We start from the raw sequence: 25,002 nt of genomic DNA on the forward strand, positions 1-25,002 counted from the left end.
AACAAAGTGAAAAGCGTCTGGATCCGATTAATAGCCTTAGGTTTTGTCCTTTGCCTTGCCTTAACGGCTTATTTTATTTGGACTAACATCAACAACCGGGATAAATTCGTCAGGTACCAGGAGTTTGGTATCGATATACCTGTAAATTATAAGATACATGGTATCGATGTCTCTAAATTCCAGAAAGAGATCAACTGGCAGGCGGTTAAACAGATGAGGGTACAAAAAATTCGTATATCCTTTGCCTTTATAAAGGCTACGGAAGGGATCACCCGCCAGGACCCTTCGTTTAAAGACAACTGGGAGAAAGCCGGGAAGGCCGGCATCATCAGGGGAGCCTATCATTTTTTCTATGCCACCCGGAACCCCATCAAGCAGGCCATTAATTTTAACAACGTGGTTACCCTTCAATCGGGCGACCTGCCCCCCGTGCTGGATATAGAAACGACCAATAACCTGCCGGCTTCGGTGATACGCAGTACCGCCAAAATCTGGCTGGAAGAAATGGAGCGGGTCTATAAAGTAAAACCTATTATCTATACCAATATCCATTTTTACGAAACATACCTGGGAGATGAGTTTGACGGTTATCCCTTATGGATCGCGCATTATTACCAGAAGGAGCGGCCAAGGTCGGTTCGGAACTGGAAGTTCTGGCAACACAGCGACATTGGCAGGGTCAATGGTATCCGAACCACGGTAGATTTCAACGTATTTAAAGGCGACAGCACTGACCTGGCAAAACTATGTTTACCTTAGTATTATGGAAGAAGAACAAAATAAAGCTCCGGAAAAACAGGAAGGGCCGCAGTTCGATTGGGAGCTGTTCGGCTATTTCATAAAGATCATCCGTACCATTTTTGTAGGCTTGTTCTGGATGATGGTGAACGTGTTTGTAGGGATCTACCTTGGATTAGGTATTCCTTCAGAGTCAACGCCCCTGCGGCTTTTCTTCTTTTACACCTGGTTTTTACTTACCCTGGCAGCTTATATTTACTGGGTCTGGAAGATGTGGAACAAGAAAATGAAGGCGCCTTAATGGGCGGCCATCCTGGCGCCCAGTTCCATGGTCCAGCTCTGACCATACTTTCCGACACCCATTTCCAAAAAGTTACCGTTCATGATATTGCGGCAATGATCGGGGCTGTGCAGCCACCCCAGTACCACAGCCATCTCGTCCATATTCCCGTTAGCGATATTTTCCCCGTAGTATTTCCAGTTATAGCCAACCGCATCCAGCCGGGAGCCGGGTGTTGAGCCATTTAAGCCGTTATGATCGAAGTATTTATTGTCGGTCATGTCTTTGCTATGATTGTAAGCCGCCTTTTCGAGAAGGCCATTCCAGGTCAGGGGGCCAACAGGAGGCATCTTCTGGTCGCCGCAGGTACAACCTTTACTCCTCACTCCATTAACCAGTTGAATAAGGATAGCGCGGTCGATGTGGTTTTCTTTTACCGTATCAGTTAAAACAGCAGGGGCGATGGGATCTGGCAGCTCGGGAGCCAGGTCTGATCTTTTGGAGCAGCTGCTGATAACAGCCATAAACAACGGAATAGCAATAAAAAACGTCTTCCCGGACATAACCAGTTATATGTTATATAGTGAATAGATACCGGGTTCTAAACAGGAACAGTTAAAACTATAAAGAAGGCTTTAGGCAGGAAACGGAAAAAATTACTCTTTGGTTGTTCAAGGGTTATGAGGTTAAAACCTATTGGGGCACTAAGATAAGACGTTGTCAGCAAAAACGTATAGGCGTTTTTGTGAACCGGATGTTAATGAACCCTGCCATATAGCAGCAGGGGTGTTATTTGCCCATAGCTTACTGGTTTGGGGAGGCGATGCCCCGTTGGATGATAAAATATTGCACTATTTACAGGGTTTTGGAGCTGGAATAATGTTTGTCGATTTCTCCCCGGGAATATTTTTATTGGTATTTAAAATTATTGGTTATGAAGAAGAAAGATAAGAACGAGGGTGTAGATCATCCAAGAAAGCAAAGACCAGTACAGATCCTGGATACAGATAAGGGTACTACAAATGCGAACCCTTTACATGGCTCATTGTCTGAGTCTCCCGAAGAGGAGAACAGGGCAGTCAGGCATACAGAAAAGAATAAAGAAAAGAATAAAAAATAAACTAAGGAATTAGGTAGATAATATCCATATCTATTGAGAACCCTTTTTACTTCTTTAACAAGAAAGAAGAACCAGACTTCTTTAATGTTGTGGTGTATAGCGGCCATCCTAGTCTTGGGATGGTTTTTTCTTTTAGCTGCTATGATCCGCTATGATCTTCCAGGTTTTCCCGAACCGTTTCACTACCAGGCTGAAATGCCCCTGCAGGTCGCCTATTTGGCGGGCAAGGTGCCAGCGCCCTACCAGGAAATAAACATCCTTCGACAATTGTTTGAATTCTAGCAATTTAAAATCTAACTTTCCCATGGCTGCCGCATCAGGATAGGTTTTCTTATAGCGGTCGAGCGTGGCCTGCCATCCATATGTAATTCCGTTTTTTCCAATGAAAAGAAGGGAGTCGGATTGCCAGTAGGTGTCCATAAAGGTGTTAATATCGCCTTTATTCCAGGCATTGCTTTGTACGGTCAGCAAGGCCTCTATTTGTTCTTTTTCGGTTGAAGGAGCGGAGGACTTTTGGGCAAACACAGCAGTTGAAAAACCCAACCCGATAAGGAGCAATAGAAAACGCATGATAAATTTTTAGCAAAAGATAAACAGTTTTTCCGATGTAACGCAACACTGATTATAGTAACTTTGCAGCACCATTTGAAAAACATCACTTACTTATATTTTAAATCAACAGCTTATGCCCGGATATGAACTATTTGGAGCCGAGGAAAGAAAAGAGGTAAACGACGTACTGGAAACCGGTATTTTTATGCGTTATGGATTTGATGGTCCGCGTAAAGGTATCTGGAAAGCCAAGGAACTGGAGCAAGCGATTTGCGACAAGTTGAATGTACAATACACCCAGCTGGCATCCAGCGGAACTGCGGCGCTGACTACCGCGATGGCGGCGCTGGGAATAGGAGCCGGCGACGAGATCATCATGCCTACTTTTACTTTCGTAGCAAGTTTTGAGTCGGTGTTCTCCGTAGGTGCAACCCCGGTGCTGGTAGATGTGGACGATACCCTGACTTTAGACCCTAAAGCAGTGGAAGCGGCGATCACTCCAAAAACCAAAGCTGTAATGCCTGTACACATGTGCGGCGCAATGGCCGACCTGGACGCTTTACAGGCTATCTGTAAAAAACATAACCTTTTCCTGCTGGAAGACGCCTGCCAGTCATTCGGCGCTACTTACAAAGGAAAAGCCCTGGGTACCATCGGCGATGCCGGAACCTTTTCGTTCGACTTTGTAAAAACGATCACCTGCGCAGAAGGCGGAGCTATCGTTACAAACAATAAAGACATTTACATCAAATGTGATGGTTATACAGATCATGGCCACGATCACCTGGGAGCAGACAGGGGCGCAGATCTGCATCCGTTCATCGGCTACAACTACCGGATCTCTGAACTGCATGCAGCTGTAGGGCTGGCGCAGGTCAGGAAACTGGATAAGTTCCTGGAAATCCAGCGCAGTACCAAGAAGATCTTTAAAGACGCCCTGGCTACGTTGCCGGGAGTGACTTTCCGCAGGTTGCCGGATGAAGCCGGCGATAGCGCTACTTTCCTCTCTTTCTTCCTCCCAACACTGGAACAAACGGAGAAAGCAGCAGCAGCAATGAAAGCGGCGGGCCTGGTAGCTTTCCATTACTATAATAACAACTGGCACTATATCCGCCAGTGGGATCATTTTAAACAGGGGGCAGTACTGACGCCATTCGCTCCCGGTTTGAAACAGGCAATGGAAATCTATAAGACCAAAGAATTCCCTGCTTCAGACGCTATCATAGGCCGCAATATTTCTACGCCTATAAACCTGGGATGGTCAGCCGCCGAAATCCAGGAAAGGGCAGAGAAACTGGTGAATGCTGTAAAGAGCGTATTATAATCCGATAAAGTGAAGCCGCCCGCTTCACTTTATTTGTAAAAATATCCACATGAAAAAAATTGCGTTAATACCAGCCCGCTACGGAGCTACCCGTTTCCCGGGTAAAATGATGGCAAAGCTTGGCGACAAATCAGTGATCTTACGGACTTACGAATCAACAGTAAGAACAGGAGTGTTTGACGATGTAATGGTGGTTACGGACAGCGATATTATTTACAACGAGATCGTTAGCAACGGCGGTAAGGCGGTGATGAGCAAGAAGGAGCATGAATGCGGAACAGACAGGATTGCGGAAGCGGTTGTGGATATGGATGTTGATATAGTAGTGAATGTACAGGGAGATGAACCTTTTACACAAAAAGAACCCCTGGAGAAGCTTTTAAAGGTTTTTGAAGGAGAAGAAGGAAAAAAAGTAAGGGTCGCCTCTTTGATGCAGGAGCTAAAGGATCAGCAGTCAATAGAAGATCCTAACTATGTAAAAGTAGCTGTAGACAAGAACTTCAACGCATTATTCTTTTCAAGGTCTGTAATCCCGTATCCCCGTAACAAAGATATTAAGTCGGTATATTACGAGCATATCGGTATTTACGCATTCCGCAAAGAAACGCTGCTGGAGTTTACCCGGCTGGAAGTTACCCCGCTGGAAGCGGCAGAAAAAATTGAATGCCTCCGGTATCTCGAAAACGGAATACCCATGAAGATGGTTGTTACTTCGTATATGGGAGTGGAGATAGACACGCCGGAAGATCTGGAAAAAGCGGCGAAATTATTATAAAATAACTAAGACGGATATATGAAATTCAGGAATTTCAAAATGGTGGACTATGTTATTTACGGCAGCGGATGTTTTGATCAGCTCGGCGAAATACTGGCCCCAAAACGTATAGGGGATGCTCCCATGATCTTTTTAGTGGATGAGTATTTCCAGGATAAGAAAGAGTTTTTGTCGAGGATCCCGTTGCAGGGGAAAGACAAGATTGTGGTGATCGATGTAACCCATGAACCTAAGACCACTTATGTAGATAAACTGCGCGATGAGTTGACCGCAGAATTCGGGAAAGTTTCCGGTATTATTGGCATCGGGGGCGGATCAGTAATGGATATGGCGAAAGCTGTTTCCCTGATGATGACCAACCCTGGCTCATCTGCCGATTACCAGGGATGGGACCTGGTAAAAGTGCCGGGTGTTTACAAAGTAGGTATTCCTACTATTTCCGGTACCGGGGCTGAAGTAAGCCGCACCTGCGTATTAACAGGCCCTACCCGCAAACTGGGAATGAACTCAGATTTCACGCCATTCGACCAGATCGTTCTGGACCCGGCATTAACGAGAACAGTTGAGCCTAACCAACGTTTTTACACGGCTATGGACTGCTTTATCCACTGTGTTGAATCGCTGCAGGGTACTTACCTGAACGCATTCAGCAAATCGTACGGTGAAAAGGCGCAGGAATTATGTGAAGAGATCTTCCTGGAGAAAGAGACCTGGGACGATGATGCAGATGAGAAACTGATGATGGCTTCTTATGCGGGCGGTATGAGTATCGCTTACTCCCAGGTAGGGGTTGCACACGCTGTAAGCTACGGACTGGCATACCTGCTGGGAACCAAACATGGTATCGGCAACTGTATCGTGTTCGATAAACTGGAAGAGTTCTACCCTGACGGCGTAAAGAAATTCAAGGAAATGGTGAAGAAGCATAATATCGACATCCCGCAGGGTATCACCAAAGGCCTTACAGATGAGCAGTTCGAGACTATGATCAATGTTTCCCTGGGCATGGCGCCATTGTGGGAAAACGCGCTGGGTAAAGACTGGAAAGAGATCATGACCCGCGAACGTTTGCGTAAATTATACGAGCGTTTATAATTTTTGGGTTTAGACCATATAAAAAGCAGTAAACAAATACGTTTAAGTGATTTGTTTACTGCTTTTGTTTTCGGTACACCGCAACACGCAGATAGGATGCGTAGCGCACATTTATTATTGTTTCAGAGCCAGATTAGCATGTTGATATTTACAATCATTTCGGGAATAGTGGCAGTTATACTGCTGGTTTTGTTGCTGAGAACCCGGCAACAGCTTACAGCCCTGCGCGCTGCAGACAAGCAGCAGATAGAGCTTTTGCAGGCGAATTTTACCTCTCTGCAGGAAAAATACCGGGGGATGGAAGCCAGGCAGGAATACCAGCAGCAAATGCTGGATGATAAAAATGCCTTGCTGAAAGAAAAGCAGGATCAACTGGAAAGGTTAAACGAAGAATTTGCCTCTATCATGTCGGAGCAGGGCCGGCTGATGGAACAGAATAAGTACCTGCAGATCCAGTTGAATGGCGAGAAAGAGAGATTGCAACAAGTTCATAAAGAGTTCAGTATCCAGTTCGAGAATACTGCACAGCAGCTGCTGCACCGGATCTCGGGGAATTTCATGGAGCAGAATAAAACCAAGATCGACGATGTGCTGAAGCCATTATCTGAAAAGATAGATAGTTTCAGAAGCAGTATACAACAGTCGATGGTTGCGGAAACCTCCCAGAGAGCTGCGCTGAAAACAGAACTGGAGCGGCTTTTAGAGCTGAACCAGACACTTTCCAAGGAAGCGAATAACCTGACAAAAGCCCTGAAAGCTGATACCAAGAAACAGGGCAACTGGGGCGAAATGATACTGGAACGGGTACTGGAAGCATCGGGCCTGGAAAAAGGAGTGCATTACAAGACCCAGGATGCACAAAGAGATGATGCGGGGCAGTTAAGGAAACCGGATCTCCTCCTGCAACTACCTGAAGAAAGGCAGATCATCATCGACTCCAAGGTTTCATTGAAGGCCTATGAAGAGTATTGCAGCGCCGAAAATGAAGATGACAGGAAGTATGCGCTTAAAATGCACATCCAGTCGGTTAAGAACCATGTAAATGAATTAAGCCAGAAAGCCTATCACCGGCTGTACCAGAACACTACAGATTTTGTACTTCTCTTTATTCCTATTGAACCGGCCTACGCCCTCGCTGTTATGCAGGAAGAAGATCTTTATGATTATGCTTTCAGGCGTAAAATAATACTGGTAAGCGTACCGTCTTTATTGGCCACCCTTCGGATCATAGAGAATATGTGGAGGCTCGACAAGCAGAATAAAAACGCAGAGGAAATTGTGAAACAAGGAAGCGCGCTTTACGACAAGTTTGTAGGGTTTGTAGAAGATCTGGCAACCGTAGGAGAGCAGCTTAAGCGCAGCAGCAGCGCCTACGAACAAGCCATGAATAAACTGACAGCAGGACACGGCAACCTCGTTGGAAGAGCCGAAAAGATGAGGAAACTTGGACTTAACAATAAGAAGGAGTTGCCTAAACAGGTGCAGCAAACCTTGTTGCCTGAAGAGGACGAGCCGGCATTGGAAATAGAACCACCGGCAGAAGAAAATATTCCCGGCGTTTTTGCCAGCAGGCCGTCAACGCCTGATTCCTGATGGGCGCCGTAAAATAAACCGTGTCAAAACCTGGAAAAGAAGACCGTTAAGATGGCTTTTTGGTTTTTGACACAGGTTGTTTTACAGTCGTTCCTGGATTGATAGGTCTCAACCCAGCCATTATTGTTTGTGTAGTATAAAAGATCTTGTGTATCGCTTAACTCCCTGTGGTTACGGGCCAAATTACGCTTGGGACAATATTACGGATCTCCTTTACCGCCTAATTCCTGATATTAACAGTTTCCAACCCGGGAGCTATTTTTTTAGGTTTATAGATGAAGCTCAGGTAAATGGTTGCCAGGAAGGTAAGCGCAGCAAATAAGTAAAAAGTGAGCGGGAAGCGTTCCGCTTTGTTATGGTAGATAAGCGCCGAGAAATAGGCGCCCAGGCCAATCCCCGCTTCCAGGGCAATGTACATGCTTGCCAGGGCGCGTCCCCTGTGTTGAGGATCGCTTAAGTCTATAGTCCATGCAGTAACCGCCGGAGAGTTCAGTCCCACAGAAATACCATAAACCACTGCGCCGGCCAGCAATATTAAGCTGTTGGAAGCCACTGCCATCAACACCATAGATATAGCCATAGTAGTAGCGGATATCTTCAGGATAGGCGTTCTTCCGTATTTATCAGATACTTTACCCGCTATAAACCGGATACCTACAGAACTGACGGTAAAGAAAGTGAAGAATAATCCTTTATTGGCAATACCCAGGTAAGTACTGAAATCAGGGATGATCGTCAATACCGCGCCATAGCTGAAGTAGGTGAGGAAACAGATCAGCACGGGCGGCCATACTTTAGGTTCAAATATCTCGCTGCCGGAGATCTTCAGTAACGAAACCCGGAACCGCTGTCTGTTGTGCAAAGTCTCTTTCATGCCTACCAGGATCACTACTGAAAGCAGTGCAAAGGCCGCCGAAAGCTGGAACATGACATCAATATTCCATCTTACTGCCACATAACCTCCAAGCGCCGGTCCCATAGCCATGCCAATAGTACTGAACAAACCAACCATGCCCATTGCTTCTCCACGGCGGGTTACAGGAACAATGTCCGACACATAGGCGGAAGTACCCGTTGGCTTAAAACCTGTAGAAAACCCGTGGAAGAAGCGTAATAACAGGAAAGCGCCCACAGAACTGATGAGCGGGTAGATCAGGCTGCACACAACACAAACCAGGGAACCGAATATCATTACAGGTACCCTGCCAACCGTATCGGTTAGCTTTCCGCTAAAAGGACGGGACAGCCCCGCCATTAAAGTAAATAAGCCAATAATATATCCCTTGTAATCTTCTCCTCCCATTCGTGTCAGGTAGGCCGGGAGTTCAGGGATCATCATGTTAAAGCTGGCAGAAAAAAGCGCGTTGCTTAAGCAAAGCAGGATAAAGTGAAGGTTATAAATCCGGTCCGTCGACTGATGCATGGCTGCAAAATTAGGAACTATGGTACAATTTTCGCAAAGTTATCCCGTCGCCGGCCTGAGCCCGAACAAAAAAGGAACTAGCCTGTTTTATATTATCTGATTATGAAATGCTGACATTGGTCATTTATTGCTTTTCTTTTTATCAGTAAATTTATATTAACTAAAAAAGTCAAAGATATGAAAGCAAACATCGGTGTTTTGGACGAACACTTAAAACAAATAGCCTTAGAGTTGAACAAAGTATTGGCAGATGAACTGGTGCTGTATGCTAAAACCCGCAACTGCCACTGGAACATCGAAGGCCCTAACTTCATGGAATTACACGCATTTTATGAAGAGCAATACGAAGAGCTGGAAGAATATGCTGATGAAGTAGCTGAATACATCCGTTCAATCGGACATTATGCGCAAGGCCGTTATGCAGATGTATTAAGCCTCACCAACCTGCTTGAATCAGAATATTCCAACGATCAGAAAGTGCAGCTGAAAGGCCTGCTGGACGACCATGAAACGATTATCCGCAACCTTCGCCGCCTGATAGACGAATTCGATACCAAGTATAACGATAAAGGAGCTGCGGACTTTGCTACCCAAATGTTGCAAAAGCACCTCAAGAAAGCCTGGATGATACGTTCTTACCTGAAATAGTATCTTAACAATATAAACTGACGTGTTGATTGCAGCGGTTTTCCTGTGGTCAACACGTTTTGTTTTAATAACCCTTACAAATGGATAATACAAGAGACCTGCGTTTGGCAGTACTGATAGATGCCGACAATATTCCTTATCATAAGATCGGCGGATTGCTGGAAGAAGTAGCCAAGTATGGCAACCCAACCTTTAAAAGAATTTACGGCGATTGGACGAAACCAACCGTTGTTGGCTGGAAAGGCGTATTGCTGGATTATGCAATAACCCCCATCCAGCAATACAGTTATACCAGTGGCAAGAACGCTACCGATTCGGCCATGATCATCGACGCGATGGATATACTATATACCGGCAGGGTAGATGGTTTCTGCCTTGTATCCAGCGACAGCGATTTTACCAGGCTGGCTACACGTCTGCGGGAAGCCGGGATGACCGTTTACGGCATGGGCGAACAGAAAACGCCCAGCGCCTTCCGGGCAGCCTGCGATAAATTCATCTACCTGGAAATCCTGGAAGGAATAGAGAAAAGATCAGATGAGGATAAACCCAGGTCTTCGAAGGTTAAACAGAAAAGCATCAGCAAAGCGGATAAACGGTTGCTCACACTTTTGTCTACCAGCATCAACGACATTGCAGATGAAGACGGATGGGCGTACCTGGGCGAGTTAGGCAACCTGCTTTTAAAGAAGAAGCCGGATTTCGACGCCCGGAACTATGGATATACCAAGCTGCTGCAGTTGCTCAAAAGCTTTCCGAACTTTGAGGTGGATATCCGCGAAAGCGGCGGCAGAAAAGCCGGCAAACTCGTATATGTAAGAACTGTATAACTATGCCATCAGTAAATATTGAAATCATCCGGGGAGACATAACAAAAATTGCAGTGGATGCAATTGTAAACGCTGCCAACTCGTCTTTAATGGGCGGGGGAGGAGTAGATGGGGCAATTCACCGGGCCGGAGGGCCGCAGATACTGGAAGACTGCCGGGCGATCGTTGCGCGGCAGGGAGGTTGTAAAACCGGGGAGGCAGTAATTACCCGTGCAGGGAACCTGCCGGCTAAACATGTTATACACACTGTTGGCCCGGTTTGGAACAGCGGTACCAGGAACGAACCTGCATTGCTCGCCAATTGCTACCGCAATTCTTTGCTCCTCGCCGCCTCCAATAACCTGGTATCTGTTTCTTTCCCTAATATCAGTACAGGGATCTATCATTTCCCTAAAGATCTTGCGGCCGGCATCGCCGTTAAAACCGTCGTGGATTTCCTCGCCAGCCATCCTGCTATGGAAGTAAAGCTGGTATGTTTTGATGAAGAGAATTACCGGCTTACTAATGATTATTACAGCCAATCCGTTTAGAAACGCAGTTTATGAACAGCCTACGTGTTGCCAATGGTTCAAAAATAATTTTCATTATTTGTTTAGATTAGACGCCGTTTGTTGTGTTGTTGAGCAATATTTGTTGTATTGAGATGAGTTGTGAAAAGGTAATGAGGTAAATATTGCTTCTTGTTTTTAAAGATTAAAACTCTACATAACAAAAAAGGCTTCCTCAAATGGAAGCCTTTTTCTTTTTCTATAGTGCGATGTGAAAAAGCGGATTAATTAGTTTTTTGCGTATTTCACCCAGGCATAAACAAACATAGCCGCAAAAAGCAAAATGGCTGCCGGAGCCAGAACACTACCAATACTATCGCCAACTTTATAGAAGTTGGTAGTATGTACTACTGTTAAGAGATTCATCAACATAGTATAATGATTTTGTTTAATTCCGGTTGCAAATTATAACTTTCATGGCAGATTCCCAATCAAACCTATTGTTACCATTGGAATAACCGTTGTATATACCCGTCCAGTCTTGCTTTGGCGAGAAAATTTTTTTCCAGCTCCTGGGCAAACGGAACCGGGGTATCGAGGCTGGCGCACCTCATGACCGGGGCATCCAGCAATTCAAAACAATGTTCGGCGATCCAGGCGCTTATTTCCGCACCGAAACCTCCTGTAAGGGTGTCTTCATGCAATACCAGTACCTTCCCGGTGGCGGCTGTGATCTCCCTGATCGCATCATAATCCAATGGGTGTAAAGACCTTAGGTCTAGGATGCCAATGGAAATTCCGGGGTGTTGCATGGCATAATTTACTGCCCAATGCACGCCGCTGCCATAGGTTATTATACTGATATCTGTTCCCGCCTGTACCAGCCGGGCTTTCCCGAATTCGATAGTATAATATCCTTCAGGCACCATCCCGGTTATACTCCGGTACAACGCCTTATGTTCAAAAAACATCACCGGGTTTGGATCGGCCAGGGCAGCCAGCAACAGCCCCTTTGCATCTGCCGGCGCAGACGGATACACCACTTTCAGGCCGGGAACATGTGTAAACCAGGCTTCATTGGTCTGGGAGTGAAATGGCCCGGCTCCTACACCGCCGCCAGCCGGCATCCTGATCACAACGTCTGCCGCCTGGCCCCATCTGTAATGGATCTTTGCCAGGTTATTCACGATCTGGTTAAATCCACAGGTAACAAAATCGCCAAACTGCATCTCTACCATACTCTTGAAACCACCTATCGAAAGGCCCAGCGCAGCCCCTATAACAGCGCTTTCACAAAGAGGCGTATTCCTCACACGGTTGCCGAATTCCTTAAGCAACCCTTCCGTGATCTTAAAAGCGCCGCCATACTCTGCGATGTCCTGGCCCATGAGGATCAGTTCAGGGAATTGATGCATTGCTTCCTTTAATCCTTCTGCAATCGCATCTATGAACCGTTGTTCTTTGGCTGCAGGACCAGGGTTTACTGCAGGAATAGCAGGAGCATAAACATCTGAAAGTTCAAGCGCTGTATTTACCCGGATAGGAGGGGTTTGCAATCCCAGCGCTACTTCGTTTTCTATTTGTGTTTTGAGTTGCTGTTGGATCCGGGTTATTTCCTCGTCCGACAGGAGGTTGATTTCTTTCAGGTAGTTGGCGTATTGAGTAATGGGATCTTTTTTCTCCCACATTTCGAACAGGGCTGCCGGTACATATTTAACCCCGCTGGCTTCTTCATGGCCCCGCATCCTGAAAGTAACTGCTTCTATCAGTACGGGTTTTTGCGTTTGCACCGCATAATTCCTGGCTGTTTTAACGGTCTGGTATACTTCAAGGAGGTTGTTGCCATCCACGCGTACCCCTTCCATTCCATACCCGGCAGCTTTGTCAACCAGGTCATGACACCTGTACTGTTCGTGAGTAGGGGTACTGAGAGCATACCCGTTGTTCTCTATAAGGAATATAACAGGCAGATCCCAGACGGCGGCCAGGTTCAGGGCTTCATGAAATTCGCCTTCGCTGGTGCCGCCTTCGCCGGTAAATGCCAGTGTAACTTTAGGTTCGTGTTTATATTGATGGGCGAGCGCAATGCCGTCGGCAATCGAGAGCTGCGGGCCCAGGTGGCTGATCATGCCACAGATATGGTGATCGCGGTTCCCGAAATGGAATGATCTTTCCCTTCCTTTACTGTACCCTTCATCGCTTCCCTGCCATTGTTTCAGCAACTTATGCAGCGGCATGCGCCGGGTAGTGAATACGCCGAGGTTCCTGTGTAAGGGCAATATCCATTCGTCGTCTTCCAGTGCCAGCGTTGCGCCTACGGCGATCGCTTCCTGGCCGATGCCCGAAAACCATTTACTGATCTTTCCCTGCCGGAGTAACAGTAACATTTTTTCTTCTATCAGCCGGGGATAAATCAATGCGTTATAGAAGGATAGCAATTGCTCGTTGCTAAGTCCTGTTCTGTCAAACTGCATAGGAAAAACAGTTTAGTTGCTGCCTGCGATACCGGAAAGTATATAGTTGACAACGGCCATAATAATGCTGAATAACATTGCCCACCAGAAGCCTTCTACCTTGAAACCCGGAACAAGTTTTTCTGCCAGCAGGATGATAAGGGCGTTGATAACCAGGAGAAAAAGGCCGAGGGTAAGAAAGGTTATCGGCAATGTAAGCACTACTAATAATGGTTTTACTAATGCATTCAGTACTGCCAATACCAAAGCGAGGATTAACGCGGTAACAAAGCTGTCGACTTTCACTGCAGGTTTAAGCAGGTAGGCGGTAAACATTGCTGCAAGCGCGCTGATGAGTATACGTACGAGGAAACCCATAGCAGATTGTTTTGTTAGTTAAGTTAAGGAAAAAAGCACACAATAAAGGGGCTGATTTAAAAGTTCTACTTTTAAACCAGCCCCTTATGATTAGAAATATTTATTAAAGGAAACTATCTGCTTCCCTGTAGGCTTTGATCAGCGCATCTTCTCCTTCCTTGCCTTTTCCGGCAATGCCATGTTCCATACCCATTACGCCTTTATAGCCTTTGCTATGCAGGTGTTTGAATATGTTCTTATAGTTGATCTCCCCTGTACCAGGTTCTTTTCTTCCGGGGTTATCACCTATCTGGATATACGCAATTTCGTCCCAGCACCAGTCCATTACAGGGATCAGGTTGCCGGTATTGCGCTGCATATGATAGATATCGTAGAGGATTTTGCAGGATGGACTTTTCACCGCTTTGCAGACTTCATAGCTTTGTTCTGCTGTTCTGAGGAACAGGTCCGGGTTGTCGCTCAATGGTTCCAGTACCATTACCAGGCCATGAGGCTCGAATATTTCGGCGCCTCTTCTCAGCGCTTCTACCACGTTAGCGGTTTGAATGCCTATCGGGAGGTTGCGTTCGAAATAGCCGGGTACTACTGTTGCCCATTTGGCGTTGACGCGTTTCGCTACCTCAACGCTTTTTCTGCAGGTATTAAGAAATGCATCAACAAACTCCTGTTTGCCGGTAGTCAGAGAGGTTTTCCAGTTATTACCGGTATCTACCACAAAAACGCCCATTTGCATGCCGAGCTTGCTGAGCAGGTCGCCGATCTTGGATTGTTCTTCCGGGCTACGGCCCAGCATCCCGTTATCTTCGATCGCACGGAACCCCTGATCATACATGTATTTGATCTGATCCAGGAAGGTGCTGCCTCCACTGTTCCTAAACATGCCATCGTGTGGGGCATAGTTGAGGTTGAAGGTTTTTCCTTTTGTATCGAGTTCGCTGTGCGGGCCTGCAGCTTGTGCCGACTGGCCCAGGCTACCGAGTGCCAGTGCAGATATTCCGGCGAGCGTGCCGTTTTGCAGGAATTTTCGTCTTTCCATAACGTTTAGATTAAAGAGTAGTTGACAGGGCGATAAATTTAAAAGGTTTTGCAAGTAAATGCTAATTTTTCAGAAAAATATTCAGTTCATCCCGCATTTATTGCATTCATAAAAAAATATTGCATTCCCCGTTTGTTTTTTTTAGATTCACCTTTCCATATTATTATATAATCACCTTAGATGACAAAACCATTTGTGGCCTTATTGCTGGGCGGAATGTTCAGCCAGGTATTAGCTATAGCGCAGACAACAAGCTTTGAAACTTATTCACAACAGATTCCGGGAACCACAATCAGCTTTAAGATGGTGCCAATCAAAGGGGGAACTTTTCAATTAGGAAGTCCGAACTCAGAGAAAGGTAGAAATAAAGATGAAGGTCCGGCTAAGAATGTACAGATATCCGATTTCTGGATGGGAGCAACGGAAGTGACATTTGATGAATATGATGTATACGCTGATGCAGAAAAAGATAAAACACCCACACCAGATGGAATGACCCGTCCCAGCCCCCCATATATCGATCTGACATTGGGAATGGGAAAAGCAGGCGGATTTCCTGCCAATAGTATGAGCCAGTACGGCGCATTGATGTATTGCAAATGGCTGTATATCAAAACAGGCGTGTTTTACCGCCTTCCTACGGCAGCTGAGTGGGAGTATGCCTGCCGCGCAGGTTCTTCTACCGCGTATCCTTTTGGAAACGACCCGGCCCAGTTGAAGGAATATGCCTGGTACAGCGCAAACAGTGAAGACAAATATCATAAAGTTGCCCAGTTAAAACCTAACGCATGGGGATTATACGATATGTTAGGAAACGTAATGGAGTGGACAATGGACCAATACGATGAAAATGGCGTAGCCAATGCTACGGCAACGGATCCGTGGAGAGTGCCGACAGAAAAAACGCCAAGGGTACTGAAAGGCGGAAGCTACAAAGACGATGCGCCTTTATTGCGTTCTGCCGCCAGGGTGAAATCTGACCCGGTATGGAACCGCAGAGATCCGCAGATCCCGAAAAGTTCATGGTGGAACGCCGACGCTCCATTTGTTGGATTCAGGATAGTAAGACCGGTAAAACAACCAACGCCTGCAGAAGCAGAGCAATTCTTCGAAGATATGATCACTAAATTTAAAGGTGCACGATAGTAAATCTCCTAAAACTAAAATCTTACTCATTTTATGGAAAACGAAAAGAAATTCCACGGTGAAGGACGCCGAGATTTTGTTAAACAAACCTCTCTGCTGGCAGGCGGGTTATTGGCAATGCCGATTTTATCCAAAGCCAGTTTTCTAACTAACAAAGCTTCAGGAGATGTGATCAAAATAGCCCTGATAGGCTGCGGGGGCCGTGGTACAGGCGCTGCAACCCAGGCTTTAAGTACCAAGGAAAATGTGCAGCTGGTAGCCATGGCAGATGCGTTCCCTGACCGCTTAAAAGATAGCTACGATAACATTAAAGAAGCGTTAGGAGATAAGGCGAATCGTGTTAACGTACCTGAATCAAATAAATTTGTAGGATTTGATGCTTACAAACAAGCCATTGCTCTGGCTGATGTTGTAATATTAACAACTCCTCCCGGCTTCAGACCTATCCACTTCGAAGAAGCTGTTAAACAAGGCAAACACATCTTCATGGAAAAACCTGTAGCAACCGATCCTGCAGGTATCAAACGCGTACTGGATGCTGCTGAAATTGCAAAAAGCAAACGCCTGAACGTAGTGGTAGGCTTGCAACGTCATTACCAGGATTCGTACCGCGAACTGATGAAAAGATTCCATGATGGTATCATTGGCGACGTGCTCTCCATGCAGGTTTGGTGGAACCAGGGAGCGCTGTGGGTAAAACCGCGTAAACCTGAATATACCGAAATGGAATACCAAATGCGTAACTGGTATTACTTTAACTGGTTATGCGGAGATCATATCGTAGAGCAGCATATCCATAATATCGACGTAGGCAACTGGTTCATGGGTAAAACCCCTGTTACAGCCGTTGGTGTTGGAGGCCGTGCGGTTCGTACCGGTAAAGAATACGGAGAGATCTTCGATCACCACTCTGTAGAATACCGCTATGATAACGGTGTGGTAATGAACGCCCAGTGCCGTCACTGGAAAGATGCGCCTAGCAAGGTAGACGAAGAGATCGTAGGTACCAAGGGCCGTATATTTTGCGATAAAGCCCAGATCGTTGATCATAAAGGGAAAGTCCTTTACCAGTTTGATAAGAAGAAAGAAAGAAATCCTTACCAGACCGAGCACGACGAGCTCTTTGCTGCTATCGCAAAAGGCGAATATAAATTCAACGATGCGGCAAGAGGCGCCCAGGCAACATTGACCGCTATCATTGGCCGGCTGGCCACTTATTCCGGCCAGGTTATCAACTGGGACGTAGCGTTGAACTCCGGCCTGGACCTGCAACCGAAGGTATATGCTTTCGATGCGCCTCCTCCGGTTGTTCCTGATGCTTCCGGCAATTATGCTTATGCAAAACCAGGGGTTACCAAGTACTTCTCCTGATGCGTATTTTAAATATTGTAAAGGGCTGGCCAAACAACGGTCAGCCCTCCTTTTTTCGGGTACCTGGCGGAGGGCAGATCATCTTCAACATCTGCATGCTTCTTTCCAGGCTACCTGATTTTTTCTGAATTAGCCCCTGATGTCATAATTTTATCCGGATGAAAAGAGGCCTGTTCACTATTTGCTGCTTATTACTTTCCCAACTCCTGTTTGCTCAAGGGACAATTGATAAATGGGCCAATCAGCATTTCCTGAAAGAAAAGCCCTTAGACCAGGCGCATGTCGGAGTGTGCATATACGAACCTGCCACCGGCAAATACTGGTATCAATACCAGGCCGATAAGTATTTTACCCCTGCCTCCAATGTAAAGGTATTCTCGTTGTTTGCAGGATTGTCGTTACTGGGCGATTCTTTACCTTCTTTGCGGTATTTCGAAAATGATACGGCGTTGTTTGTAAAAGGCATGGGCGATCCTACCTTTCTGCATCCTGCCTTTCAATACCAACCGGCCTTTGAGTTATTACAGCGTACAACCAAGCCGATATACCTGGTGCCCCAGGTGAACCTGAACAAGCGGTTCGGTTCAGGCTGGGCCTGGAACGATTATGCCGACAGCTATCAGCCGGAGTTGAACGAATGGCCCATGTATGGCAACGTTGTAAGAATATACCCAAGGGGAGCAGCCAGCCGGATGGTTCCGGCCTTGTACGATCTTGATATTACATTAGACAGAAGCCTGAAAGAAAATGGTATTACCCGCGATGAGCGCAGCAACTTTTTTTCAGTGCAATACAACCCGGCGCTTGGCAACGAACCCTATGTAGAGGTGCCTTTCATTACCGGAGGAACTACGGAATTGAGGCAACGGCTGGAAGACACGCTTCATAAACCTATAGGCCTTGCAGGCCAACTCCCCGCAGGCAGCTGGAAACTATTGAAAAGCGTACCTGTAGATACTTTATTTGTTCCAATGATGGAGCAAAGCGACAACTTCTTCGCAGAACAAACCCTGATAATGGCCTCAGCCCTGTTGTGGGATACCATCAGCACCAGCAAAATAACCGACTGGTTGCTGGAAACAAAATTGAAAGACCTGCCGGATGAACCGCAGTGGACAGATGGTTCGGGCCTCTCACGCTATAATTTGTTCACGCCGCGAGACTATATAAAAGTCCTGTCGTTGCTCCGTACTCAGTTCGGCCACGAAAAGCTCTGGAATATATTCCCGACAGGAGGGAAGGGGACGTTGAAGAACTATTACCAGCAACAGTTCGTACATGCAAAAACAGGCACCCTGAATGGTGTCGTAGCTTTGAGCGGCTACCTGGTTACCCAAAAGAAAAAGACGCTTATCTTCAGTGTAATGGTGAATAATCACCATGGCTCCGCCACTGCGGTAAGAAGAGCAGTGGAACAGTTGTTAACAATGATCTATAAACAATATTGATGATCAGGGATTGATCGTATAGGAAACAATTTTAGTGGTGTCCTGTTCCTGGTCGGCTTCGATCAAGCCAACGCCTTTGCTGTAATAACTGGTGGAGATAGTGCCTACAGGAACGGGATTGTTCAAAACAATGGCAAAAGCATCCATCCGTACTGCGATCACATTTTCATATTCTTTTCCGTTCACCGTTTTGCTGACATCTTTTTCTGTCACGGTAAATTCCAGCACCCCGGTTGTGCTTATCGATCCGTTGCTGACGGTAATAGTATCCTGCCAGCTGGCGCCTGCAGGAACATTGTCTTTCAAATATGTAAGTTTCAGGTCGTTTGCCTTATAGCCCTGGAATGTCAGAAGGTTGGCGACCTGTGTATAAACGCCGTCTTCACAGCCGGAGCAAATGAATACGCTGTCGTTGCCTACCTTTTTATACGTTGTGCCGTTAATGGTAGTATCACCGGTTACGGTCAGCGTATAGTTTAAAGTATCGTTATTGCTGATGTTGATATATGAGAAAGTGGAGCCGGCTGTATAGGGGGCGTAATCGCAGCCGGTATCGGGTGTTGCAATGCTGTCACCCTCCTGGCTTTTTTCCTTGCTGCAGGAAAAAATTATGATTGCCAGTATAAAAGCACCGATGTACAGGTAAAAATTTTTCATAGTACAAATTGGTGTTGATAGGGGTATAACGCCGGTACCGGGATAATGTTGTTTAAAGTGTAAAAATCGTTTAAAATTAAGTCGGATGAGTTGACCAAATATTAAATTTTTGTTTTTTGACCATTAAATTTTAAAACAATTGTAGAAATAACAATTATTTTTAGAAAATAATTAAAGCTATTCTAGATAAATTACGTTCAATTGGTTACGCCCATTTTTTCTGACGATAGTAGTTCTAAATTGAGATTGAAAAACTAAAAAATAACCAGGCTGTAAGCAATAGACAACCAAAAACAATGAAGAATTAAATCACTTGTTCAATTAGTCCACGTTGTGTAAAGGCAATGCCCCGGCTTCGCCATAGTTATACAACAAAAACATCGTAGAAAACCCGTCTCATATCACTCCATGAAAATGGTATGGGGCTATTATTTTACAATTTAAACTAAACCTATTCCACTATTGACAAAAACGTCGAATAAGAACATAAATCAATTAACAATATAAAATCAAGATCTCTAATCACTTGTTAGTATGAATCAATCACTTGTTGATGCTGTAGGCATTGCGTTTCAAAATTAAAGTCAGGGAACAGTTTGAAAGAAAAACATCTTGATTCTATCATCACAACAGGGCTTCTGCCCGGATGGCCATGTTATGTATTGATGTGAACAATGATGTTACTATTTCACTATCGGAAACAATGAACAAGCAACAATGAACAGTTAAACTGAAGACAAAACATTAATCATCCAAAATCCTTTGTAGCATGAATCCACGTTATGCAAAGGCAATGCTATTGCTATGCCTGTTTGCAACCAACACGAGCGCGTACAGCGCCCGACTGCCGTTACCAAGCGTATGGCAGCAAGGAAATCTCACCGTTAAGGGAAAGGTAAAAGACATTAATGGCAACCCGCTTCCTGGCGTTACTGTTTTGGTAAAAGACACCAAAAGAGGAACAACCACCGATGTACAGGGTAACTATACGATCGCAAACGTCAGTAAAGACGTGGTGCTGGTGTTCCAGTATATCGGTTTCGATCCGCAGGAAGTGAAGCCCGAAGGAAAAGGAACAGTAAATGTGGTAATGAAAGAGAACCAGAAATCACTCGACGAGTATGTAGTAGTGGGATATGGTACTCAAAAGAAAGTAACCAAAACGGGTGCAGTATCTTCTGTAAAAGGTGCGGAATTGCAGCAATCTCCAAACGTTAACATCTCTAACTCGCTTGTGGGCCGTATTCCGGGCGTTATCGCTGTAAACAACAGCGGCGAACCAGGATACGACGGATCAAGACTGTTTATCCGTGGCCGTAGTACCCTGGGTAACAGTGCGCCGCTGGTGGTAATTGACGGTTTCCCCCGCGATGGCTTCGAGCGTATGAACCCGAATGATATAGAGAGCGTATCTATCCTGAAAGATGCCGCCGCAGCTATCTATGGTTCCAGGGCTGCGAACGGCGTTATACTTGTTACTACCAAGAGAGGTAAAGGCGGTAAGCCAACACTTAGCTATGGTTTTAACCAATCTTTCGTTACTCCGACCAGGTTGCCTGAAATGGCCGATGCGCCTACTTATGCGAGGGTAGTTAACGAGATCCTGAAGTATGGAGGCGATAAGCCGAAATATACAGAAGACGAGATCAAGAAATTCGGCGACGGATCTGATCCATGGCTGTACCCTAACACCAACTGGTATGATGCTGCCATTAAAAAGATCTCTTTACAGAACAGGCACGATCTTTCACTGACCGGCGGTACTGATAAAATGTCGTACTTCGTTTCTCTCGGCTCCCTGTTCCAGGATGGTATTTATAAGAACAGCGCCACTAACTACAAACAGCAGAACGTAAGAGCAAACCTGGATGCGACGGTGAACGAAAATATCCGTTTGCGCTTCGACCTGGCGGGCCGCCTGGAAAACAGGAATTTCCCTCCACGCAGCGCCGGTTCTATCTTCCGCTCGCTCATGAGAGGACGTCCTACAGAAAATGCTATCTGGCCTAACGGATTGCCAGGCCCGGATATCGAATATGGCGATAACCCTGTGGTAACAGGAACAAACGCTATCGGTTACCAGAACGATAAGAACTATGTGATCAATACGAATATGTCTGCAGTGGTGAATATTCCCTGGGTACAGGGTTTGTTTGTAGACGGTAGTTTCGCTTACGACCAGAGTTTCCGTTTTAATAAATACTTTATCAAACCATGGACCCTTTATACCCTTGATAATACTGACCCCAGCGCGCATAAACTGAATGCCGGTTCAAGGGGGGTGAGTGCTCCAGAAATGAACGAAAACTTTGAAACCTATCGCCAGACTACTTTCAACTTCAAAGTAAACTACGTTCGCTCTTTCGGCAAACATAATATCAACGCTTTCGCAGCATTTGAGCAATCAGAACTGCGGGGCGACCTGTTTGGGGCTAACCGCCGCTATTTTATCAGCGATAAGTTAGACCAGCTAAGCCTGGGCGCCGATAAAGAGAAAAGCAACAGCGGCAGCGCTACTGAGTTTGCCCGCCGAAACTATTTCGGACGTATTTCCTATAACTACAAGGAAACTTATCTGTTCGATTACAACATGCGTTACGATGGTTCACAGAACTTCCCTAAAGGCAGGAGAATGGGGCTGTTCCCAGGCGCCTCTGCAGGTTGGGTGATCTCTAATGAAAACTTCTGGAAGAACAATATCCACAAGCTCGATTATTTCAAGATCAGGGCAGCTTACGGTCAAATGGGTAACGACCAGATAGATCCTTTCCAATACCTGAGCACCTATGGATTCAGCAGTGGCGGGGTAATGTTTGGCGGTGATCTGAATAAAGGCATCTACCAGTTACGTTCTCCAAACCAGGCTATCACCTGGGAGGTAGCGAACAACTACGATATAGGTATCGAAGCTAAACTGCTGGGCGATAAACTCGCTTTTGAAGGCGACTATTTTTATACAAAACGTTCCAACATCCTTGTTAGCCGCAGCCTGTCCATGCCTGGTTATACCGGGATGACGCTGCCCCAGGAAAATATAGGCCGGGTTGAGAACAAAGGATTTGAACTGGTATTAAGTCATAAGAACGATATCAAGAAGTTCCATTACGAAGTGATAGGAACAATGACCCATGCGAAGAACAAGATCCTGTTCTGGGATGAAACGCCGGGAGTACCCGCATGGCAGCAGTCTACCGGCATGCAGATCGGCGCTCCGCTTTATTACCGTGCAATCGGTATTTACAAGGATGCCGAGCAGGTTAAAAATACGCCGCATGTGGATGGAGCCAGACCTGGCGATATTATTTTCGAAGATGTTAACGATGATAAGATCATCAATGACCTGGACCGTGTAAGGATAGACAGGACAGAGAACCCAACCTGGATATTCGGTCTAACGGTTACGGCTAAGTACAAAAATTTCGATTTCACCATGTTGTGGCAGGGCGCAACTGGCGCCAGCCAGTACCTGCGCACAGAATCTGGCCTGATAGGTAACTTCCCGATGGCATTTGTACAAGACAGGTGGACAGAGCAAAATACCGATGCAAGCTGGCCAAGAGCGTATGACCGTGACCGTGAGTACTGGGTGAACCGCCAGAACACTTTCTGGTTCTGGAATACCAACTATGTACGTTTAAAGACGCTGGACTTCGGGTATAACATTCCTGAAAGGGTGTGTAAACGTGTACGCTTGCAAAACCTGCGGGTATATGTAAGCGGACAAAACCTGCTGACAATAGACAAGGTTAAGATCTTTGATCCGGAAGCGCCAAGCGGCAGCGGGCAGTATTATCCGCAAACCAAGATCTACAACGTAGGATTAAACGTCACCTTCTAATTAATGAGCCATGAAAAAGAACTTATTTAAATATATAGCAGGCGCTTTTCTTTTCTGTGCAGCTACTACTGCATGTAATAAGGACTTCCTGGAAAGAAAGCCATTGAACGAATATGAAGAATCTGATGTCTGGAAAGATGTCGGACTTGTACAGGCATTTGTAAATGACCTCTATGTACAGATGCGTCCCGGGTACTGGGAAGTAATGCTGTCGTCAATGACCGATGAAAGCCGGTTTATCCACGACTATAATACTTCCAGGGTAGTACAGGGAAATATAACACCCGACGATATCGGCAGGTTAGACGAGTTTGCCCGCTGGGACGATCACTACAAAAGGATCCGCAACTGTAACATGTTCTTTGAACGGATAGGCGGGGTGACGTTTACCGATCAAAGCCAACGGGAAAGGCTGATCGGAGAAGTACACTTTATGAGGGCGTGGTATTATCACCTGTTGGTGAGATATTACGGAGGTGTGCCTCTGATCACCAAAACCTTTAACATTAAAGGAGATGAGCAGGAAATATTAAACGTAAAAAGAGCGTCATTTGCAGACTGCGTCAAATTCATTTCCGACGAATGCGACAGTGCAGCCGCTCATTTGCCTGCCGGCTACGAAGCAGTTGCCAATAAAGGTCGCGTAACCCGCGGAGCGGCCATGGCGCTGAAGTCAAGGATCCTGCTATTTGCAGCCAGCGATGCCTATAACAACGCGGTAAACGACCTGCAGGGTTACACAGGTGGAACTGGTCAGACAGCCAGGTTAATGGCAGCCAAAGATGCCGCAAAAGCAATAATAGATCTGAACCAGTATGAGCTTTACCAGCCTACTTCTTCGCCGGTAGACAACTACAGCCGCATCTTCCTGGATAAAGACCACAAGGAGCTGATCTTTGTTAAACAGTACGATAAAGCGCTGCTGGGTACATCGCACGACCTGTATAATGGCCCTAACGGTTATCACAACTGGGGAGGAAACGTACCTATCGAGAACTTCGTTTCCGGTTACCAGATGAAGGATGGTAGCCCATTCTCCTGGAGCAATCCTGACCAGGCGAAAGCTCCTTATACCAATCGTGATCCGCGGTTTTATGCAACCATACTTTATGATGGCGCTCAATGGAAACCACGTCCTTCCGATGCTGCGCTGATCGATCCTAAAGGCGTTATTCAGACAGGTAAATATGAAGCAACCAATGGTAAAGACAGTATCTGGGGCCTGGATACCCGTAACGGGCCTATCGAAAACTGGAATGGTTCATTCTCCGGCTATTACCTGCGTAAGTTCATGGATAAGAACCTGGATGCACAGTTTTTCAGGGGAGACCAGAACTGGATATTCTTCCGGTATGCCGAAATACTGCTCAACTATGCAGAAGCATGCATCAAACTGGGAGGCGCATTTGAAGCAGATGGCCGTGCCAAGCTGAATATGGTGCGTACCCGCGCCGGTATGCCTGCAACAACGGCTACAGGCCAGGCGCTCATGGATGTGCTGAAGTATGAAAGACGTTATGAGCTGGCGTTTGAAGAACACCGTTTCTTTGATGCACGCAGGTGGAAAGATGCAGATGTGGCTTTCAACCAGAATGCTTTGGGAATAGAGGTACTGGGATCATTTATTCCTGGCCATCCGTTCACCTACCGTCCGTACAGTATCCAGGACCGCGCCTTCCCTGCAGGCAAATACTTCCTGCCGATACCGGCCAACGAGATCCGTAAGAACGGTAACCTCGCACAACAGTCTTATTACAAATAGGCTGTAATAAAAAGTTTGGGGGCTGACAGTATACATGCTGCCAGCCC

Annotated in this window: 24 protein-coding genes; 16 read left to right on the top strand and 8 right to left on the bottom strand. The window is 46.1% G+C overall.

What is annotated here, in order from left to right; translation table 11 throughout:
* Positions 1-6: 6 nt before the first annotated feature.
* Both BLV62_RS17865 and BLV62_RS17870 read left to right on the top strand, forming a co-directional pair.
* Positions 7-759 carry a glycoside hydrolase family 25 protein gene (locus tag BLV62_RS17865; protein ID WP_089763331.1) on the top strand — a complete coding sequence of 251 codons (753 nt, stop codon included), beginning with the start codon at positions 7-9 and terminating at the stop codon, positions 757-759.
* A gap of 4 nt (positions 760-763) precedes the next feature.
* On the top strand, positions 764-1,039 hold the full coding sequence (locus BLV62_RS17870; protein ID WP_089763332.1) for a hypothetical protein: 276 nt from the start codon (positions 764-766) through the stop codon (positions 1,037-1,039).
* Here the strand turns inward: BLV62_RS17870 and BLV62_RS17875 are convergent.
* On the bottom strand, positions 1,036-1,542 hold the full coding sequence (locus BLV62_RS17875) for a CAP domain-containing protein (protein WP_168927893.1): 507 nt from the start codon (positions 1,540-1,542) through the stop codon (positions 1,036-1,038). The two genes, BLV62_RS17870 and BLV62_RS17875, sit on opposite strands and share 4 nt — an antisense overlap.
* Positions 1,543-1,735: 193 nt before the next feature.
* Between BLV62_RS17875 and BLV62_RS28365 the strand changes: the two genes are divergently transcribed.
* Together BLV62_RS28365 and BLV62_RS17880 are read left to right on the top strand one after the other, a co-directional pair.
* Positions 1,736-1,969 (top strand): hypothetical protein, encoded by a 234-nt coding sequence (locus BLV62_RS28365; RefSeq protein WP_146817834.1) that lies wholly within the window; start codon positions 1,736-1,738, stop codon positions 1,967-1,969.
* Entirely contained in the window at positions 1,953-2,138 is a 186-nt protein-coding gene (locus BLV62_RS17880) for a hypothetical protein (protein WP_089763334.1), read from the top strand. The genes BLV62_RS28365 and BLV62_RS17880 overlap by 17 nt, the downstream gene beginning before the upstream one ends.
* A gap of 132 nt (positions 2,139-2,270) precedes the next feature.
* On the opposite strand, the gene BLV62_RS17885 is transcribed toward BLV62_RS17880, so the two are convergent.
* A complete protein-coding gene (locus BLV62_RS17885) occupies positions 2,271-2,708 on the bottom strand; it encodes a YybH family protein (RefSeq protein WP_089763335.1) in 438 nt (145 codons plus the stop codon).
* A 115-nt stretch (positions 2,709-2,823) separates the two neighbouring features.
* Between BLV62_RS17885 and BLV62_RS17890 the strand changes: the two genes are divergently transcribed.
* The 4 genes from BLV62_RS17890 (at position 2,824) to rmuC (ending at position 7,477) form a co-directional block, all read left to right on the top strand.
* A complete protein-coding gene (locus tag BLV62_RS17890) occupies positions 2,824-4,014 on the top strand; it encodes a DegT/DnrJ/EryC1/StrS family aminotransferase (protein WP_089763336.1) in 1,191 nt (396 codons plus the stop codon).
* Between the two features lie 49 nt (positions 4,015-4,063).
* Complete coding sequence (gene kdsB, locus BLV62_RS17895; protein WP_089763337.1) at positions 4,064-4,789, top strand: 3-deoxy-manno-octulosonate cytidylyltransferase; 726 nt, start codon at positions 4,064-4,066, stop codon at positions 4,787-4,789.
* Between the two features lie 18 nt (positions 4,790-4,807).
* Positions 4,808-5,884 carry an iron-containing alcohol dehydrogenase family protein gene (locus BLV62_RS17900; RefSeq protein ID WP_089763338.1) on the top strand — a complete coding sequence of 359 codons (1,077 nt, stop codon included), beginning with the start codon at positions 4,808-4,810 and terminating at the stop codon, positions 5,882-5,884.
* A gap of 138 nt (positions 5,885-6,022) precedes the next feature.
* Positions 6,023-7,477 carry a DNA recombination protein RmuC gene (rmuC, locus tag BLV62_RS17905; protein WP_168927894.1) on the top strand — a complete coding sequence of 485 codons (1,455 nt, stop codon included), beginning with the start codon at positions 6,023-6,025 and terminating at the stop codon, positions 7,475-7,477.
* Between the two features lie 220 nt (positions 7,478-7,697).
* On the opposite strand, the gene BLV62_RS17910 is transcribed toward rmuC, so the two are convergent.
* Positions 7,698-8,900 (bottom strand): MFS transporter, encoded by a 1,203-nt coding sequence (locus BLV62_RS17910; RefSeq protein WP_089763340.1) that lies wholly within the window; start codon positions 8,898-8,900, stop codon positions 7,698-7,700.
* Between the two features lie 177 nt (positions 8,901-9,077).
* Here BLV62_RS17910 and BLV62_RS17915 point away from each other — a divergent pair, with 177 nt between their 5' ends.
* The 3 genes from BLV62_RS17915 to BLV62_RS17925 all read left to right on the top strand — a co-directional run bounded on the left by BLV62_RS17915 (position 9,078) and on the right by BLV62_RS17925 (position 10,908).
* Positions 9,078-9,548, top strand: a complete 471-nt coding sequence (locus tag BLV62_RS17915; protein WP_089763341.1) for a Dps family protein — start codon at positions 9,078-9,080, stop codon at positions 9,546-9,548.
* 80 nt (positions 9,549-9,628) lie between these two features.
* Positions 9,629-10,378, top strand: coding sequence for an NYN domain-containing protein (locus BLV62_RS17920; RefSeq protein WP_089763342.1), 750 nt, complete (start codon positions 9,629-9,631; stop codon positions 10,376-10,378).
* Between the two features lie 2 nt (positions 10,379-10,380).
* Positions 10,381-10,908, top strand: a complete 528-nt coding sequence (locus tag BLV62_RS17925; protein WP_089763343.1) for an O-acetyl-ADP-ribose deacetylase — start codon at positions 10,381-10,383, stop codon at positions 10,906-10,908.
* Positions 10,909-11,154: 246 nt separating this feature from the next.
* On the opposite strand, the gene BLV62_RS28370 is transcribed toward BLV62_RS17925, so the two are convergent.
* The 4 genes from BLV62_RS28370 to BLV62_RS17940 all read right to left on the bottom strand — a co-directional run bounded on the left by BLV62_RS28370 (position 11,155) and on the right by BLV62_RS17940 (position 14,733).
* Entirely contained in the window at positions 11,155-11,298 is a 144-nt protein-coding gene (locus tag BLV62_RS28370; RefSeq protein WP_168927895.1) for a hypothetical protein, read from the bottom strand.
* A 71-nt stretch (positions 11,299-11,369) separates the two neighbouring features.
* Complete coding sequence (locus BLV62_RS17930; RefSeq protein ID WP_089763344.1) at positions 11,370-13,340, bottom strand: alpha-ketoacid dehydrogenase subunit alpha/beta; 1,971 nt, start codon at positions 13,338-13,340, stop codon at positions 11,370-11,372.
* 12 nt (positions 13,341-13,352) lie between these two features.
* Positions 13,353-13,697, bottom strand: coding sequence for a phage holin family protein (locus tag BLV62_RS17935; protein WP_089763345.1), 345 nt, complete (start codon positions 13,695-13,697; stop codon positions 13,353-13,355).
* A gap of 103 nt (positions 13,698-13,800) precedes the next feature.
* Positions 13,801-14,733 (bottom strand): hydroxypyruvate isomerase family protein, encoded by a 933-nt coding sequence (locus tag BLV62_RS17940; protein ID WP_089763346.1) that lies wholly within the window; start codon positions 14,731-14,733, stop codon positions 13,801-13,803.
* 180 nt (positions 14,734-14,913) lie between these two features.
* Between BLV62_RS17940 and BLV62_RS17945 the strand changes: the two genes are divergently transcribed.
* The 3 genes from BLV62_RS17945 to BLV62_RS17955 all read left to right on the top strand — a co-directional run bounded on the left by BLV62_RS17945 (position 14,914) and on the right by BLV62_RS17955 (position 18,698).
* Positions 14,914-15,879: a formylglycine-generating enzyme family protein gene (locus BLV62_RS17945; RefSeq protein ID WP_089763347.1), complete on the top strand. Its 966-nt coding sequence runs from the start codon at positions 14,914-14,916 to the stop codon at positions 15,877-15,879.
* 33 nt (positions 15,880-15,912) lie between these two features.
* Positions 15,913-17,250: a Gfo/Idh/MocA family protein gene (locus BLV62_RS17950; protein ID WP_089763348.1), complete on the top strand. Its 1,338-nt coding sequence runs from the start codon at positions 15,913-15,915 to the stop codon at positions 17,248-17,250.
* Positions 17,251-17,408: 158 nt separating this feature from the next.
* Positions 17,409-18,698, top strand: coding sequence for a D-alanyl-D-alanine carboxypeptidase/D-alanyl-D-alanine-endopeptidase (locus BLV62_RS17955; RefSeq protein WP_089763349.1), 1,290 nt, complete (start codon positions 17,409-17,411; stop codon positions 18,696-18,698).
* Between the two features lie 3 nt (positions 18,699-18,701).
* Here BLV62_RS17955 and BLV62_RS17960 read toward each other — a convergent pair whose 3' ends face one another.
* Positions 18,702-19,355 (bottom strand): hypothetical protein, encoded by a 654-nt coding sequence (locus BLV62_RS17960; RefSeq protein ID WP_089763350.1) that lies wholly within the window; start codon positions 19,353-19,355, stop codon positions 18,702-18,704.
* Between the two features lie 769 nt (positions 19,356-20,124).
* Between BLV62_RS17960 and BLV62_RS17965 the strand changes: the two genes are divergently transcribed.
* Positions 20,125-23,193, top strand: coding sequence for a SusC/RagA family TonB-linked outer membrane protein (locus tag BLV62_RS17965; protein ID WP_089763351.1), 3,069 nt, complete (start codon positions 20,125-20,127; stop codon positions 23,191-23,193).
* Positions 23,194-23,203: 10 nt separating this feature from the next.
* On the top strand, positions 23,204-24,955 hold the full coding sequence (locus tag BLV62_RS17970; protein ID WP_089763352.1) for a RagB/SusD family nutrient uptake outer membrane protein: 1,752 nt from the start codon (positions 23,204-23,206) through the stop codon (positions 24,953-24,955).
* Positions 24,956-25,002: the final 47 nt, after the last annotated feature.

The sequence above is a fragment of the Chitinophaga terrae (ex Kim and Jung 2007) genome, assembly GCF_900107795.1.
Taxonomy (GTDB): domain Bacteria; phylum Bacteroidota; class Bacteroidia; order Chitinophagales; family Chitinophagaceae; genus Chitinophaga; species Chitinophaga terrae.

Excerpts from the sequence above, each read along its gene's own strand:
- BLV62_RS17900 (WP_089763338.1), top strand. The coding sequence starts at position 4,808 with ATGAAATTCAGGAATTTCAAAATGGTGGACTATGTTATTTACGGCAGC.
- BLV62_RS17925 (WP_089763343.1), top strand. The coding sequence starts at position 10,381 with ATGCCATCAGTAAATATTGAAATCATCCGGGGAGACATAACAAAAATT.
- BLV62_RS17945 (WP_089763347.1), top strand. The coding sequence starts at position 14,914 with ATGACAAAACCATTTGTGGCCTTATTGCTGGGCGGAATGTTCAGCCAG.
- BLV62_RS17950 (WP_089763348.1), top strand. The coding sequence starts at position 15,913 with ATGGAAAACGAAAAGAAATTCCACGGTGAAGGACGCCGAGATTTTGTT.
- BLV62_RS17910 (WP_089763340.1), bottom strand. The coding sequence starts at position 8,900 with ATGCATCAGTCGACGGACCGGATTTATAACCTTCACTTTATCCTGCTT.
- BLV62_RS17890 (WP_089763336.1), top strand. The coding sequence starts at position 2,824 with ATGCCCGGATATGAACTATTTGGAGCCGAGGAAAGAAAAGAGGTAAAC.
- BLV62_RS17880 (WP_089763334.1), top strand. The coding sequence starts at position 1,953 with ATGAAGAAGAAAGATAAGAACGAGGGTGTAGATCATCCAAGAAAGCAA.
- BLV62_RS17870 (WP_089763332.1), top strand. The coding sequence starts at position 764 with ATGGAAGAAGAACAAAATAAAGCTCCGGAAAAACAGGAAGGGCCGCAG.
- rmuC (WP_168927894.1), top strand. The coding sequence starts at position 6,023 with ATGTTGATATTTACAATCATTTCGGGAATAGTGGCAGTTATACTGCTG.
- BLV62_RS17875 (WP_168927893.1), bottom strand. The coding sequence starts at position 1,542 with ATGGCTGTTATCAGCAGCTGCTCCAAAAGATCAGACCTGGCTCCCGAG.
- BLV62_RS17960 (WP_089763350.1), bottom strand. The coding sequence starts at position 19,355 with ATGAAAAATTTTTACCTGTACATCGGTGCTTTTATACTGGCAATCATA.
- kdsB (WP_089763337.1), top strand. The coding sequence starts at position 4,064 with ATGAAAAAAATTGCGTTAATACCAGCCCGCTACGGAGCTACCCGTTTC.
- BLV62_RS17930 (WP_089763344.1), bottom strand. The coding sequence starts at position 13,340 with ATGCAGTTTGACAGAACAGGACTTAGCAACGAGCAATTGCTATCCTTC.
- BLV62_RS17965 (WP_089763351.1), top strand. The coding sequence starts at position 20,125 with ATGAATCCACGTTATGCAAAGGCAATGCTATTGCTATGCCTGTTTGCA.
- BLV62_RS17885 (WP_089763335.1), bottom strand. The coding sequence starts at position 2,708 with ATGCGTTTTCTATTGCTCCTTATCGGGTTGGGTTTTTCAACTGCTGTG.
- BLV62_RS17935 (WP_089763345.1), bottom strand. The coding sequence starts at position 13,697 with ATGGGTTTCCTCGTACGTATACTCATCAGCGCGCTTGCAGCAATGTTT.
- BLV62_RS17955 (WP_089763349.1), top strand. The coding sequence starts at position 17,409 with ATGAAAAGAGGCCTGTTCACTATTTGCTGCTTATTACTTTCCCAACTC.
- BLV62_RS17970 (WP_089763352.1), top strand. The coding sequence starts at position 23,204 with ATGAAAAAGAACTTATTTAAATATATAGCAGGCGCTTTTCTTTTCTGT.
- BLV62_RS17940 (WP_089763346.1), bottom strand. The coding sequence starts at position 14,733 with ATGGAAAGACGAAAATTCCTGCAAAACGGCACGCTCGCCGGAATATCT.
- BLV62_RS17915 (WP_089763341.1), top strand. The coding sequence starts at position 9,078 with ATGAAAGCAAACATCGGTGTTTTGGACGAACACTTAAAACAAATAGCC.
- BLV62_RS17920 (WP_089763342.1), top strand. The coding sequence starts at position 9,629 with ATGGATAATACAAGAGACCTGCGTTTGGCAGTACTGATAGATGCCGAC.
- BLV62_RS28370 (WP_168927895.1), bottom strand. The coding sequence starts at position 11,298 with ATGTTGATGAATCTCTTAACAGTAGTACATACTACCAACTTCTATAAA.